This is a genomic window from Streptomyces sp. NPDC047880 (genome assembly GCF_040706515.1).
Lineage (GTDB): Bacteria > Actinomycetota > Actinomycetes > Streptomycetales > Streptomycetaceae > Streptomyces.
In genome coordinates this window covers 68,460-81,770 of sequence record NZ_JBEZOK010000021.1, presented here as the reverse complement: position 1 = coordinate 81,770, position 13,311 = coordinate 68,460, and the positions used below count along the sequence as shown (strand labels likewise).

General features: G+C 71.8%; 11 protein-coding genes. 4 read left to right on the top strand and 7 right to left on the bottom strand.

The window, feature by feature from the left end:
• Positions 1-141 precede the first annotated feature (141 nt).
• The 3 genes from AB0937_RS27515 to AB0937_RS27505 all read left to right on the top strand — a co-directional run bounded on the left by AB0937_RS27515 (position 142) and on the right by AB0937_RS27505 (position 2,691).
• Positions 142-1,005: an alpha/beta hydrolase gene (locus AB0937_RS27515; protein ID WP_366715099.1), complete on the top strand. Its 864-nt coding sequence runs from the start codon at positions 142-144 to the stop codon at positions 1,003-1,005.
• Between the two features lie 110 nt (positions 1,006-1,115).
• Positions 1,116-1,724, top strand: coding sequence for a WHG domain-containing protein (locus AB0937_RS27510; RefSeq protein ID WP_366715097.1), 609 nt, complete (start codon positions 1,116-1,118; stop codon positions 1,722-1,724).
• Positions 1,699-2,691 (top strand): aminoglycoside phosphotransferase family protein, encoded by a 993-nt coding sequence (locus AB0937_RS27505; RefSeq protein WP_366715095.1) that lies wholly within the window; start codon positions 1,699-1,701, stop codon positions 2,689-2,691. Before AB0937_RS27510 ends, AB0937_RS27505 begins: the two co-directional genes overlap by 26 nt.
• Positions 2,692-2,736: 45 nt before the next feature.
• Here the strand turns inward: AB0937_RS27505 and AB0937_RS27500 are convergent, their stop codons facing one another.
• The 3 genes from AB0937_RS27500 to AB0937_RS27490 form a co-directional block, all read right to left on the bottom strand.
• Positions 2,737-3,570: an isocitrate lyase/phosphoenolpyruvate mutase family protein gene (locus AB0937_RS27500; protein WP_366715093.1), complete on the bottom strand. Its 834-nt coding sequence runs from the start codon at positions 3,568-3,570 to the stop codon at positions 2,737-2,739.
• 193 nt (positions 3,571-3,763) lie between these two features.
• The gene (locus tag AB0937_RS27495; RefSeq protein WP_366715091.1) at positions 3,764-5,446 is read right to left on the bottom strand and encodes a DUF2264 domain-containing protein; all 1,683 of its coding nucleotides are present in this window, start codon (positions 5,444-5,446) and stop codon (positions 3,764-3,766) included.
• A 79-nt stretch (positions 5,447-5,525) separates the two neighbouring features.
• A complete protein-coding gene (locus AB0937_RS27490; RefSeq protein WP_366715089.1) occupies positions 5,526-6,569 on the bottom strand; it encodes a rhamnogalacturonan acetylesterase in 1,044 nt (347 codons plus the stop codon).
• A gap of 190 nt (positions 6,570-6,759) precedes the next feature.
• On the opposite strand from AB0937_RS27490, the gene AB0937_RS27485 reads away from it, so the two are divergent.
• On the top strand, positions 6,760-8,424 hold the full coding sequence (locus tag AB0937_RS27485) for a rhamnogalacturonan lyase B N-terminal domain-containing protein (RefSeq protein ID WP_366715087.1): 1,665 nt from the start codon (positions 6,760-6,762) through the stop codon (positions 8,422-8,424).
• 6 nt (positions 8,425-8,430) lie between these two features.
• Here AB0937_RS27485 and AB0937_RS27480 read toward each other — a convergent pair whose 3' ends face one another.
• The 4 genes from AB0937_RS27480 to AB0937_RS27465 all read right to left on the bottom strand — a co-directional run bounded on the left by AB0937_RS27480 (position 8,431) and on the right by AB0937_RS27465 (position 13,302).
• The gene (locus AB0937_RS27480) at positions 8,431-9,843 is read right to left on the bottom strand and encodes an RICIN domain-containing protein (protein ID WP_366715085.1); all 1,413 of its coding nucleotides are present in this window, start codon (positions 9,841-9,843) and stop codon (positions 8,431-8,433) included.
• 1 nt (position 9,844) lies between these two features.
• On the bottom strand, positions 9,845-10,960 hold the full coding sequence (locus AB0937_RS27475) for a glycoside hydrolase family 43 protein (RefSeq protein ID WP_366715084.1): 1,116 nt from the start codon (positions 10,958-10,960) through the stop codon (positions 9,845-9,847).
• A gap of 372 nt (positions 10,961-11,332) precedes the next feature.
• Positions 11,333-12,160: an MOSC N-terminal beta barrel domain-containing protein gene (locus AB0937_RS27470; protein ID WP_366715082.1), complete on the bottom strand. Its 828-nt coding sequence runs from the start codon at positions 12,158-12,160 to the stop codon at positions 11,333-11,335.
• A gap of 23 nt (positions 12,161-12,183) precedes the next feature.
• Entirely contained in the window at positions 12,184-13,302 is a 1,119-nt protein-coding gene (locus tag AB0937_RS27465; protein WP_366715080.1) for an aminoglycoside phosphotransferase, read from the bottom strand.
• Positions 13,303-13,311: the final 9 nt, after the last annotated feature.

The window sequence follows — 13,311 nt, the reverse complement described above, 5'->3', positions numbered from 1 at the left end:
CGGGCGAGGTCCTCGCCCTGCAACGGCTTACGCCCCCGGCGCCGCCGAGACGAACCCACGCGTATCCGCGCCCGGCCGTCCCTGTCCCGTACTACGCTCGGTCCTTCTGAACTGCGCTGACGGACATCGGGGGAACGGGCGATGGCACGGGTCGTGGTGGTGCACGGGATCGGGCACGAGTGGTCGGGGGCCGCGCTGATGGGCCGGGACGTGATCCCGGCCCTGCGTGACGGCGTACGGCTCGGGTCGGGGCTCCGGCTCACCGAGGACGAGGTCGCCTGCGCGTTCTACGGCGACGTCTTCTTCGAGGAGGGCACCCGCGCCCTCGGCGTGCCGCCCTGGGACGAGCACGACGTCGAGGAGGGTTTCGAGGCGGAGCTGCTCGCTGCGTGGTGGGAGGCCGCCGCGGCCACGGACCCGGCGGTGACGGGCCCGGACGAGCCGGGCACCCGCGCGATCCCCGGTACGGGGCGGCTGCTGTCCCAGCGGGTCCGCGGCGCGCTGGACGCGCTGTCCGGGTCCCGGTTCTTCGGCACGTACTCGGACCGCATGATGGTGCTCGCCCTGAAGCAGGTGCGGCGGTACATGAACGAGCCCGTCGTGTGGCAGCGGGCCCGGGCCCGGGTGGCGGAGGAGATCGGCCCCGACACCCGCGTGCTGGTCGCGCACTCGCTCGGCTCGGTCGTGGCGTACGAGGCACTGTGCGAGCACCCCGAGTGGCCGGTCACCGACCTGGTGACGGTCGGCTCCCCGCTGGGCCTGTCCCTGATCTTCAACCGGCTGAGCCCACTGCCGACGGAGGGACGAGGTGCCTGGCCGGGCGGAGTCCACCGGTGGACGAACATCGCCGACCCGGGCGACCTGGTGGCCGTCGTCCACGAACTCGCCCCGCGCTTCGGTGCGGTGGTGGACGAGCCCCTCGACAACGGCCTGAAGCCCCACAGCCTGCTGCGCTACCTGACGGCTCCTAAGACGGGCCGGGCGGTCGCGGAGGGGCTGGCGTGACCGACGGGATCCGGCACCGCCGTGCGCCCGCCGGCGGCTACGATCACCCGGTGCGTCCGGGGTACCTCGCCTCCCGCCCGGCCCTCTTCGAGAGGTAACCCGAACTTCCCATGCCCAGAGCCGGTCTCACGCCCGAGCGTCTCGTCGCGGCCGCGGTCGAGCTTGCCGACCAGGTCGGCCTCGAAGGTGTCACACTCTCCGCCCTGGCCCGCCGCTTCGGGGTGAAGGACGCCAGTCTGTACACCCACGTCCGGGGTCTGCAGGACCTGCGGATCCGCATGGCCCTGCTCGCCGGCGGCGAGATGATCGACCGGATCGCGGAGGCGGTCCAGGGGCGCAGCCCGGGCCGGGACACGCTCGGCGCCTTCGCCGCCGCCTACCGGGCCTACGCCGTGGACCACCCCGGCCGGTACGCCGCGACGCAGATCCGCATCGACCAGGAACTCGTCGCCGTCTCCCCCGCGATGCGCCGCACGGCCGACGTCACCTACGGCATGCTCCGCGCCTACGGCCTGGACGAACCCGACCTCACCGACGCCGTGCGCCTGCTGCGCAGCACCTTCCACGGCTACTGCGCCCTGGAGTCCACCGGCGCCTTCGGCGCGCCCCGTGACGTACAGGCCTCCTGGGACAGGACGATCGACGCCCTGCACGTACTGCTCCTGAACTGGCCGGGCGAGAAAGGGACTTCCGATGGCCGAACACCTTCCGTCCGATGACACCGCCGGTGTCATAGCCGAGCGCTACTCCCTCGGCACCGGCCCCTGGACGATGACGCCCGTCACCCGGGGCGCCCTCGGCCAGATCTGGAAACTCTCCGGGAACGGCCGCTCCTGGGCCGTGAAGGAACTCCTCTTCGGCTGCGACGAGGCCCAGGTCGCCCGCGAGGCCGCCTTACGGGACTCCGCGGCTGTTCTCGGCATCGCCTCGCCCCGGCTCCACGCCGACCGGTACGGCGCCCACGTCTGGCGCCTCGACTCCCCGCGCGGCGGGGCCTGGGTGAAGCTGTACGACTGGGTCTACGGCGTCGAGGCGGACCCGTCCGACCCGGCCGTCCTGGCCTGGTTCGGCCGGACCATGGCTCTGCTCCACCAGGCCGGTCGGGGAGCCGTCGAGCCCCCGGACGACTGGTACGAACGGTGCCCTGACGACGCCGACTGGGAGGACGTCCTCAAGAAGGTGCGGGACGCGGGCCTGCCGTGGTGGGAGGAACTGGACCGGTTCGTCTCCCTGTCCGCACCCCCGCTGGCCCACTGGGTGACACCCTCGGCGCCCGGCGACCTGGTGACCTCCCACCTGGACCTCCAGCCCCGGAACGTCCTCATCGGCCCGGCCGGGCCCGTCCTGCTGGACTGGGACGACGCCGGTCCCATCGCGGCGGAACGGGAATTCGCACGCGCCCTCCACGTCTGGTCCGGCGGCAACGACGTGGACATCACCACCGCGCGGCTCCTGGCCCGGGCGTACCGGGAGGCCGGCGGCCGTGCCGTGCTCACCGGTCCGGAGTCCTTCTCCATGCTCTTCGCCACGGCCCTCAACTACGTCCACGTGCAGGCCGCGACGGCCGTCGACCCCACCGTGACGGCCGCCCAGCGCGAGTTCGGGGGCCGGCAGGCCGTGACGTGCCTGCGCAACGCACCCGACCTGGCCGCCGTCTCCCTCCTGGTCGCCGCACTCGACGAGTAGAGACCGTGCGGATGCCCGGCTGCCCGTGCAGACCCGGATACCCGGCTACCGGCTACCGGCCGTGGCACCGGGGGTGCCGGCCGGCGCGGCAAGCCCCGCCACGTCGCCGTACGACGGCGTTGCGCCCGTCGGTGGCCGGCCCGCGCGGATGTCCGCCACGGCCTCCAGGGCCGCGCCCAGTGCCCGCCGGTACAGCAGCGAGCCGAGGCTGACCCGGCGTACCCCGGCGTCGGCGAGGCGGGCGACGGACGGGCCGCCGGGCGCGTAGAGGACGTTGAGGGGCACCTCCAGGTGGCGCACCAGCGCCTCGATCCCCCGCGGGTCGGTGAGGCCCGGCACGAACACCCCGTCCGCGCCCGCCTGTTGGTAGGCGTCGAGGCGGGCGAGGACGCCGTCGCCGTCGCCCAGCCAGTGGGTGTCGGTGCGGGCGTTGACGAACAGGCCGGGCGCGGCCTGTTTGACCGCCGCGATCTTCGCCGCGTGCCGGGCGGCCGGTCCCAGACCGTCCTCCAGGTTGATGCCGGCCGCTCCGACCGCGTGCAACTCGCGTGCGAACTCGGCCACCTCGTCGGGGTCGTCGCTGAATCCGCTCTCCGCGTCGACGGACAGCAGGAACGGCTCGGGCCCCAGGGTCACGGCCAGCCGCAGCGTCTCCTCCCGGGTCGCCGCCGCCCCGTCGGGCAGACCGGCCGCCGCGGCGACGCCGAGGCTCGTCGTGCCGATCGCCCGGAAGCCCTGTCCCGCCAGGGCCCGGGCGGATGCGTGGTCCCAGGCGTTGGGCAGGAGCAGGGGCTCCTCGGCGCGGTGAAGAGCGGCGAAGGCGGTGGCAGCCCGGCGGGGCGGCGACGGCTGCGGCTGCGGCTGCGGATCTGCGGTCATCCCGCCACGCTAGGCCCGGCTCGTTTCGGTGCGGGCCGAAGTACGACCAACCCCGGCCGGCTCGTTTCGGCACCGGCCGAAGTACGACCAACCCCGGCAGGCTGGCACCGGCCGAAGTGCGGCCAACCCCAGCAGGCTCGTTTCGGCACCGGCCGATAGACAGCCGACCACGACAGCCCGGACGATGGAGACCTCAGTCGACGTGCACACCCGACGCGTCCAGCCGGACCCGCACCTCAGGCCCCTCGCTCCAGCGGACCGTCAGCTCCCCCTCCCCGGAAGCGGTCACCGAGACCGTTTCCCTCAGCGGAACCGGATCCGCCTCGGCGGTGAGCCGGGCCAGGGCCACGAACAGGGTGGCGTCCCCGGCGGTCACACCGGTGAGGTCGTCGTCGAGACCGACCGCGGGCAGCAGTTCCGCCCGGATACCCTCCGTCGCGGCCCAGCCGGTCACGCGGATCTCCGTGCCCGGCTCCGCCCCCGAGACGAGATGGGCCCGCACTTCCGACGCCCCGCGCGCCAGCACCGCACTCGTCACCCGCGCTGCCCCGCCCGCGTCGTGCCGGGACGCCGCCCAGCCCTCGCCCACGCCGAGCGGTTCGATGCCCGTGCGGCTCGGGTCGCCGGCGACGAGGACGCTGTTGTCGTACGCGGCCGCGGGTGCCGTCACGGTGGAGTACGCCAGCCGCGTGTAGTACGGGTCGTAGCGCACGTCCTCGCTGCCGTGGTTGTGGAGCCGGACCACCCCGTCGGAACGGGTCGACTGGAGCAGCCAGTTGGGAGGGCCGACAGGGGTGACGAAGTCCGCGCGTTCGGCGGGGGCGGGTTCCTCCGGCGCCGTCCAGACCTCGTGGTCGGGCGGCAGCAGCAGGCCGAGGAAGCCCTTGCTCGCCCAGTACGGGGAGGCCGGGCCGGAATAGCCCTGGAGGACGGACTCGTCGTAGCCGTGCCAGCCGAGGGAGAGCAGGCCCCGGTCGTCCACCGCGCCCCGGTCCAGGAAGTACTTCAGCGCGCCCGAGGCCAGGCGCCGGGTCTCACCGGGGGGCAGGGGTGTACGGCCGGTCAGCGCGCCGAGCCACAGCGGGGCCGTCGTGGCGAAGCGGTACGTCAGGGAGCGGCCCTGGTGCATCGGGGCACCGTCGCCGCCGAACAGGCGGGCGTAGTCGCCGAGGTGCCGGTGGAGGCGGTCGCCGTACAGGGTCAGCAGTCGTTCGTCGCCCTCCAGCCAGGCGTGCAGCACCGGGTAGAGGTGCATCGCCCAGCCGTTGTAGTAGTCGTACTTGCGGCCGTCGCCGTCGGTGTACCAGCCGTCGCCGGCGTACCACTGCTCGATGCGTTCCAGGCCCCGGTCGATCGCCGCGCGGGAGGCGTCCGGTTCGTGGCCGATCCCGGCCAGGAAGCCGCCCACGGTGACCGGGAACAGTTCCCAGTTGCAGGGCCAGGGTTCGGCCGTGAGGGCGTCGGTCAGCCAGGCTGCCGTCCGCTGGCGTACCCCTTCGTCGAGGCGGTCCCAGAGCAGGTCGCGCGTGAGCCGCAGGGCCAGGGCGATGGACGCCGCCTCCACCAGGGACTGGTGGCGGTCCTCGATGCGGGGCCAGACGCCCGAGACACCGGCGGCGAGGCCGGTCGCGTAGCGTTCCAGGGCCTTCTCGTCACGGCGGAACGCGGCGAGCAGCAGAGTGCGTGCGTAGCCCTCCAGGCCGTCGGAGAGGCGGCCCGACCAGCCGGCCCGGTCGCCGGGCAGGTGGTAGAGCGCGCGGTCTCCGGTGGCGTACGGCTCCACGGCGGCGAGCAGGGAGTCGGCCGCCGCCTCCCAGTGGGCGCGGGTGTAGCCGGTGATCGGGGACGTCGTGCGGTCGGCGGGAGGCAGCTGCATCGGGTGTCTTTCGTGCTCGGGCCGGTCGGAACGGATCGGACCTGGGGCGCCCCGGTTCCGGTCGGGGCGCCCCAGGGGTTCATCCCACCCGGAGCATGCCCTTCGGCACCAGATGCCGGGTGACGAGTTCGTCGCGGACGAGGCCCGCGTAGGCGGTCGCCCCGCGCACGGACGTGTGCGTGTTGTCCCGCGCCTCGTTGGTCAGGTAGAGCGCCTTGGAGCCTTCCACGCCGAGGGACTCGACCAGTTCCTTGGTCTTCGCCGTGAGGTCGATCAGCGGGACGCGCCGGTCCGCGGCGACCGCGCGGACGACGGCCGGGTGGTCGACACCGAGGCCGTTGACCAGGAGCGCGGTTCCGTTGTTGAGCGTGCCGTCGGGGTTGAACCAGCGCCGCACGATGGGAGTGACAAGGACCGGCTGTCCGCCCCGCTCCCGGACGCCCTCCACCAGGGTTTCCAGGTTGGCCCGGTAGGCGGCCTCGTCCGTGGTCTTGTCGTTGTGGGCGAGCTGGACCAGGACCAGGTCGCCGGGGCGGATCAGGGGCCGTACGGTGGCCCACAGCCGCGGGTTCCCCAGATACGAGACCGTACTCTCCCCGGAATCGGCGTAGTTGACGACCGACAGGCCCTTGCGGAGGTACTGGGGCAGTTGCTGGCCCCAGCCGGAATACGGGTCGCCGGGCTGGTCGCAGACGGTGGAGTCGCCGACCAGGAGGATCTGGCGGGCGTGCCGGGCCGGGGTGACCCTGATGTCGGCGAGGGCCGGGGCGGAGCCGCCGATCCGCAGGTCGAGGCCGGGGGTTCCCTCGGGGCCCGTGGGCTCGCCCTCGGGGGTGCGGACGTTCACCGTGAAACTGCGGGTGAGACGCCTTCCGGCCGGTGCGGCCGTCTCGGGGAGCAGGGAGCGGCGGGTCTCGCCGCCGAGGCTCGTGCTGGATGCCGTCTCGCCGCCGAGCGTGACCCGTACGTCGTAGGTGCCCGGCGGGACGTCGAAGTGACAGGCGCCGGCGGTGCAGTGGCCGAGGCCCGAGCCCGCGTTCTGCCCACCCGCGTGGGCGGGTGCGGACAGCGGCGCGGCCCCCAGGGCCACCGCCGCGGTGACGGCGATGCTGAAACGTCTCACTCCTGGCTCCCCCCGGCACACGACATGACCTGAAGGGGGACCGTATCGCCCTGGGCAAGCGCTTTCTAGCCCTCCAGCAGCATTCACTGAATCTCCGGCCGGAGATGAGTGATAGCCCTTTCGCGAAATCGATTCAACTGTCACCCTCGCTCCCACCGCACTCCCCCCACCTTCCGCAGGAGGCACCCCCATGTCCGGATCCACGAACAGACCGGTCGGCCGCCGTACCGTCGTGCTCGCCGCCGGCGCCGGTGCCGTCGCCGCGGCCCTCACCCGCACGGCGCACGCGGCCGCCTTCGGCTGGACCGACGGCGGCTCGGACTACGTCGTCGACACCGGCGCCCGGCTGGTCTTCAAGGTGAGCAAGTCCACCGGCGACCTGACCTCCCTGGTCTACCGCGGTACGGAGTACCAGGGCTACGGCGGCAAGAACTCGCACATCGAGTCAGGCCTCGGCGCCTCCACCGTGAGCATCAGGCAGTCCGGTTCCACGATCCTGGTCTCCGTCACGCACGGCACGCTGAAGCACTACTACGCGGCCCGCAGCGGCGAGAACAACATCTACCTGTGGACGAACAAGGCCGACGCCTCCGTCTCCGCGACCCGGTACATCGTGCGTGTGAAGAAGGGCGCGTTCCTCAACGACGAGCCCGACTCCTGCACGTACGCGCCCACCGCCATCGAGGCCTCGGACGTGTTCCGGAAAGCCGACGGCCAGACCCGTTCGAAGCACTACTCGGGGCGGCGCGTCATGGACTACGACCACATCGGCTGGTCCGCGGGAGGTGTCGGTCTGTGGATGGTGCGCAGCAACCACGAGAAGGCCTCCGGCGGCCCCTTCTACCGTTCCCTGCTGCGCCACCAGAGCACGGACGGCGGCGGCCTGTACGAGATCCTCCACTACGGCCAGAACCAGACCGAGGCACAGCGCTTCGGTCTCCAGGGCCCGTACGTCGTCGCCTTCACGGATGGCGGGGCGCCCTCCTCGGCGCTGTTCCCGGGCACGCTGACCACACCGTGGGCCGACTCGCTCGGCATCGCGGGCTACGTGCCCGCGAGCGGCCGGGGCAAGGTGGCCGGCGTGGGCATCTCCGGGCGGGACACGACGTACCCGTACACCGTCGGGCTCGCCAACACGTCGGCGCAGTACTGGGGTGCGGCCCGCTCCTCGGACGGCTGGTTCTCCCTCTCCGGTGTGCTGCCGGGGTCGTACACGCTGACCGTCCACAAGGGCGAACTGGCGGTGTACACCACGTCGGTGAGCGTGTCGGCGGGCGGTACGACGACCCTGAACACGATCGCGATCCCGTCCTCCGACGACCCCTCGAACGCGGCCGCGATCTGGCGGATCGGCGACTGGAACGGCACGCCGGCGGGGTTCAAGAACGCGGAGCTGATGACGTACGCGCATCCTTCCGACCCCCGGGCCGCGTCCTGGACCGGGAACGTGGTGATCGGCAGCGGGGAGACCGCCGCCTTCCCGTGCTACCTCTGGAAGGATGTCAACAGCGGGATCCTGGTGTACTTCCGGCTGACGGCGGCCCAGGCGGCGGCCGCGCACACCCTGCGCATCGGGGTGACGACGGCATACGCGAACGGCCGGCCCCAGGTCACCGTCAACGACACCTGGACCTCGCCGATCCCCTCCCCGCCCACCCAGCCGAACACCCGGTCGCTGACCAACGGTTCCTACCGGGGCAACAACCACACGTTCACGTACAGCGTCCCGGCGTCCGCCTGGAAGACGGACACGAGTCAGTACAACGTGCTCAGGATCGACGTGGTGAGCGGGTCGGGAACGACCGGCTATCTCAGTGCGGGCACGGCGATCGACGCGATCGACCTGCTCGCCTGAGCCGGGTCAGGTACCGCGCGTCCACTGCTGGTTGGTGCCGCCGTTGCACGTGTACGTGATGAGGGCGGCGCCGCCCGCGGTGGACGCCCCGTTCACATCGAGGCACTCGCCGCTCGCGCGGGACCTGACGTTCACGTACGAGCCGGTGGTGGTCAGCGACCACTGCTGGCTCGTCGCGGAGGAGGCGCAGTTCTCCTGCGTGACCGTGCTCGCGTTCTCCTGCACGCACAGGCTGCTGTTCCTGACCATCAGCTGGTAGTAACCGCTTCCGACCGGCTTGAACCAGTACTTCTGGTTGGCGCCTCCGTTGCAGTCGTACTGCTTGATCTGTGCACCCGCCCAGAGCGACTGACTGGTGACGTCCGCGCACTTGGCGGAGTGGCGGGCGATCAGGGTGTTGTACGGGGCGGCGGTGCCCGTGACGGTACCGGCCGTCGTGTCGACGGTGATCTCGGGCGACCAGGACATCGACATGGTGGTCGAGTTGGAGAAGGCCAGCGGCAGCCACACGTACCGCGAGTCGTTGACGGTGCCGCCGAAGGAGTTGCCCCAGCGGTCACCCAGGTAGAGGTACGAGGTACCCGAGGTGCCCTGCACGGGCAGCACGAAAGCGGTCTGCGAGCCGTACGCCGTCGAGTCGCCGGCGTTCTTCATCGCCGACCAGGGTCCGGCGATGCTGGTGGCCGTCGCGTACTGCTGCTGATTGGGGTTCCAGCCGGTGGCGCCCGAAGTCAGCATGAAGTACACGCCGCCCCGCTTGAACAGGGCCGGAGCCTCGCGGTGGCCACCGGGCCAGGGGTTGGCGACGAGGCTCGCGACGCCGGTGTGGTCGGCGGTGAGGCGGTAGATGTGGAGGTCGTAGTTCTCGCGGGCGGCGGAGATCATGTATCCGGCGCCGTCGGTGTCGACGAAGACCGTGATGTCCCGGGACATGTGCTGGCCGAGCGGGCGGAAACTGCCCTTCCAGGTGTAGTCGCCGTCGACGGTGTCGGAGACGGCGACGGCCGCGCGGGCCTCGCTGTAGTCGGTGCCGTTCTCCTTGTGCATCCACATCACGAACTTGCCGGTGGCGGCGTTGTACATCACCTTCGGCCGCTCGATGTTGGCGGTCGCGAGCTCCGGGTCGCTGGCCTCGGTGAGGACGTGGTTGCGGAACTCCCAGTTCTTCAGGTCGGTCGAGCGGTAGGCGTCGACGTAGCGGAAGGTGTTGTCGGCGTTGCGGTGCTCGCCGAACCAGTAGTAGAAGGAGCCGACCTTGAGGACTCCGCCGCCGTGCGCGTGGACGGGGTTGCCCGAGGTGTCGGTGAACCGGGTGCCGTTGGTGACGGTCTGGGGCGCGGCCTGGGCGGGTCCGGCGGTGGCGAGGGCGCCGAACAGCGCGAGGCACAGGGCGAGGAGGGCGGCGCGGGCCCGTCTCATGTCATTCACCTGCCGTTGCCGAGTCGGCGACCGGGATGCCGAAGTCGGGGGTGCCGTCGGGCTTCCAGCCGAGTTTCTGGATACGGGTGTGGCGGTTGGGGTCGTTCAGCGGGTCGCCGTTGATCTCCTTGTACTGGCGGGCGTGGTAGACGAGCACGTCGGTGCGGCCGTCCTCGGCGACGGTGAAGCAGTTGTGGCCGGGGCCGTACTGCTTGGTCGTGTCGTTGCTGGTGAAGACCGGGGTCGGCGACTTGCTCCAGCTCAGGGGGTCCAGGAGGTGGCTGTCGGCGTCGGCGGTCAGCAGGCCCATGCAGTAGTTGAAGTCGGTGGCGCTGGCCGAGTACGTCATGAACAGGCGGCCGTTGCGCTTGAGGACGTACGGGCCCTCGTTGACCTTGAAGCCGATGCACTCCCAGTCGTACTCCGGGGTGGAGAGCCGCACCTGCGGGCCCTTCAGGGTCCACGGGTTCGCCATCTCGGACAGGAAGATGCCGGTGTTGTTGTCCAGGCCGGGCTCGTGCTGGGCCCAAGCGAGGTAACGCTTGCCCCGGTGGCTGAAGGGGGTGGCGTCCAGGGAGAAGGTTTCCCACGCCGTCTTGACCTGGCCCCTCTCCACCCAGCTGCCCTGGAAGGGGTTGGGGTGGGCGTTCTCCAGCACCCATATGCGGATCGCCCAGACGTCCTCGGCAGGCGCGGAGGCGAAGTAGATGTACCACTTGCCGCCGATGCGGTGCAGTTCGGGCGCCCAGATGTGGGCGCCCATGGGGCCGGTGGGGTGGGCGCGCCAGATGACGGACTCGTCCGCCGTGCCGAGGCCGTTCAGGGTGCGGGAGCGGCGCAGGATGATGCGGTCGTACTCGGGGGCGGTGGCGGTGAAGTAGTAGAAGCCGTCCGTGTGACGGTCGATGTGCGGGTCGGCGCGGTTGCGGACCAGCGGGTTGACGAAGGGGGCGGGCTTCGGGCGCCTGCCGGGTGTTCCGGCAGCGGTTTCCGCCGCGGGTGCCGCCTGGGCGACGCCGGGGAGGGCGGGGACGGCGGCCAGGGCGCCGGCGGCTGCGGCGCCCTTCAGCAGCCCTCTGCGGCTGGGGGATTCGGGCAGAACAGGGTCGCGGCTCATGCGGCCTGCCTCTCATGGGTGGGGGGGAACACACCACGTCGTCCGATACCTCGAACGTCATCTGTCATTACGAACGCCGAAAAGGTAAGGGTGTGCCACGAGGAGGTCAACGGGTCTGACGAGTCGAGTCGTTCACCGATTTTCCGCTATCGGCACGAACCGGGCCCGTCTCCGGTGGTGTGCGCATCCGGCCCCTCACCACCGCAGCGGTGGCCCAGAGCAGCGCGTGGACCTCCGGAGACATCGGCTTCGGCTGGTGGCCCTACGCCCCGGACTCAGCCCTGGTCATCAGCCTCGCGACACCGGCGCGGCCGAGGGGGCGCGGCCGGGGCGGGCGGGGTGCACGTGAGTGACTCGGCCTGAGCCCCGGCCTCACAGCTCGGACTCCCCCCACGCCACGACCTCCACCTCGTCCCCCACCGCCACCGTGCCGGGCCGGACCACCGCGTACTTCGTGCCGAAGGCGACGCCGCCCTGGCGGGCGCGGCGGTAGGTGGCGAGGGTGCGCAGGGGTTCCGGGCCCGCCCGGGTGCCCGTGTGCTGGTCGACCAGGGTCACCGCGCAGCGGATCGCGAGCTTGGCGTAAGCCACTTCCGTGCCGCCGATGCGGAGACGGTGCGCGCGGTCCTCCGTGTGGGGGTCGTCCCAGCCGTCGACGACGAGGTTGGGGCGGAAGCGGTCGAGCGGCAGGGGGCCCGCACCGCGGTCGGTCATCCGCTGGTCGAGGAGGTCGAGGGTGGAGCGGGAGATGACGTGCAGGGCGCAGCTGTCGGCGTAGCCGGAGGTGCCGGGGGTCAGGCCGTCGGTCACCCGGTCGTGTTCCGGTGGAACCCGTACCAGCCGGCTCGGTGCGCCCAGCAGGTCCGAGAGCCAGTGTGCTGCGTCGTCACCTTGGTCGATGCCCTGGCAGGCGGTCCCGAACAGGTCCACTTTCTGCCGGGTGCCGGAGGTGTCCACCCGGAGGTGGAGGGACTCGGCCCCGGGGGCGGTGAGCGTGAGGTGGTCGCCGTCGGGCGTGATGCGGGGGCGGATGACGGCCAGCAGCGGGTTCCGGCGCTGCGTCCGGTACACGCCCTCCTCGCTGACGACCATGAAGCTGCGGTCGTGCGCCAGCCCGGCCGGCGTCAGCAGCGCCTCGCGTACGGGCGTCCCGGCGCAGCCCTTGACGGGGTAGTACGACAGCTCGGCGACTCGGGCCATGACCTCTCGTTCCGTTCCGCGGTTCAACGGCCGCTGGGGGCTTCGGGGAAACCGAGCAGAGGAGCCAGCATCCGCGCCTCGGCCGCCCACTCGGCCAGGAACGCCAGGGTCAGTCCCCTTTCCCGGTAATGGAGTTCGGCCGGGACCGTACCCTCACCGCCGTACGCCACCGGCTCCCGGTCCGCCCGCGCGAGCATCAGCGCGGTGAGCCAGTCGTACTTCACCGCGGACGCGCACACACCCAGCCGGACAAGGCGTTCGTCGCCCCGCCAGCCGCTCCCGCGCAGCCCGTGCACGTAGGCGTCGTAGGCCGCCTTGGCCAGGCCCGGCAGGTCGGCGGCCGGGACGAACAGGTCGAAGACGCAGTCCGGGAGGTAGTTGCCGAGGTCCTCGCCGAGGGCGCCGTCGCCGGTGAACGCCCAGTCGAGCAGGACGCTGGCGCCCGGGCCGCCGTGGACGACGTTCGCGGGCCACTGGTCCAGGTGGCACAGGGCGCGGGGCAGCGACTCCATGACCGTGAGGAACCAGTCGCGGTCCAGATGGAGGCGGACCATGTCCTCGCGCAGGCCGGGCGGGAAGTGCCGCCGGATCATTGGCTGTCGCCACGCCTCGTCGTCGTCGAGCAGCTCCTCACCGGTCGTCTTTCCCGAGATGTAGTCCCGCAGGAAGGACTGTGACAGCCAGGGGGCGTCCTCCCCCGGTCCGGCCGCGCCCTGCGCGGCACCCAGGCGGTGGGCGTGGTCGACGTGTCCGGTGAGGGGCCAGGCGGTGGCCGGTTCGCCCGTCACGTCCTCCAGCCACAACGCCACGTCACCGTCCGGGCGTTCGACGCACTCCAGCAGCCGGGGGGCGCGGATGCCGTGCCGCTGCCACACCCCCGCGAGCCCGGTCCGGTGGACGTAGGCCTCGCGGCGCCAGAAGTTCCAGTGGCGCGGGTCGTTGGACGCCGACCAGGCGACGCCGGTCTCCTTCGTCCGCGTCAGCACCTTCAGGACGGCCGAGCGGTCACCCCCGGCGACCCGCCACACGCCGGCCGTGACGCCGTTCGACGGGTTGTGCGTGAGCGGCTCGAACACCGCCTCGTCCGCGGCAACTCCCAGGACCTCATGTACTTCGGCATGCGCTGCGGCGACCTCGGGCATCCCCCGATG

What these genes read in the sequence shown, in the direction of transcription:
- AB0937_RS27485 (WP_366715087.1), top strand. Translation starts at nt 6,760, where the DNA reads ATGTCCGGATCCACGAACAGACCGGTCGGCCGCCGTACCGTCGTGCTC.
- AB0937_RS27515 (WP_366715099.1), top strand. Translation starts at nt 142, where the DNA reads ATGGCACGGGTCGTGGTGGTGCACGGGATCGGGCACGAGTGGTCGGGG.
- AB0937_RS27495 (WP_366715091.1), bottom strand. Translation starts at nt 5,446, where the DNA reads ATGCAGCTGCCTCCCGCCGACCGCACGACGTCCCCGATCACCGGCTAC.
- AB0937_RS27480 (WP_366715085.1), bottom strand. Translation starts at nt 9,843, where the DNA reads ATGAGACGGGCCCGCGCCGCCCTCCTCGCCCTGTGCCTCGCGCTGTTC.
- AB0937_RS27465 (WP_366715080.1), bottom strand. Translation starts at nt 13,302, where the DNA reads ATGCCCGAGGTCGCCGCAGCGCATGCCGAAGTACATGAGGTCCTGGGA.
- AB0937_RS27510 (WP_366715097.1), top strand. Translation starts at nt 1,116, where the DNA reads ATGCCCAGAGCCGGTCTCACGCCCGAGCGTCTCGTCGCGGCCGCGGTC.
- AB0937_RS27470 (WP_366715082.1), bottom strand. Translation starts at nt 12,160, where the DNA reads ATGGCCCGAGTCGCCGAGCTGTCGTACTACCCCGTCAAGGGCTGCGCC.
- AB0937_RS27500 (WP_366715093.1), bottom strand. Translation starts at nt 3,570, where the DNA reads ATGACCGCAGATCCGCAGCCGCAGCCGCAGCCGTCGCCGCCCCGCCGG.
- AB0937_RS27475 (WP_366715084.1), bottom strand. Translation starts at nt 10,960, where the DNA reads ATGAGCCGCGACCCTGTTCTGCCCGAATCCCCCAGCCGCAGAGGGCTG.
- AB0937_RS27505 (WP_366715095.1), top strand. Translation starts at nt 1,699, where the DNA reads ATGGCCGAACACCTTCCGTCCGATGACACCGCCGGTGTCATAGCCGAG.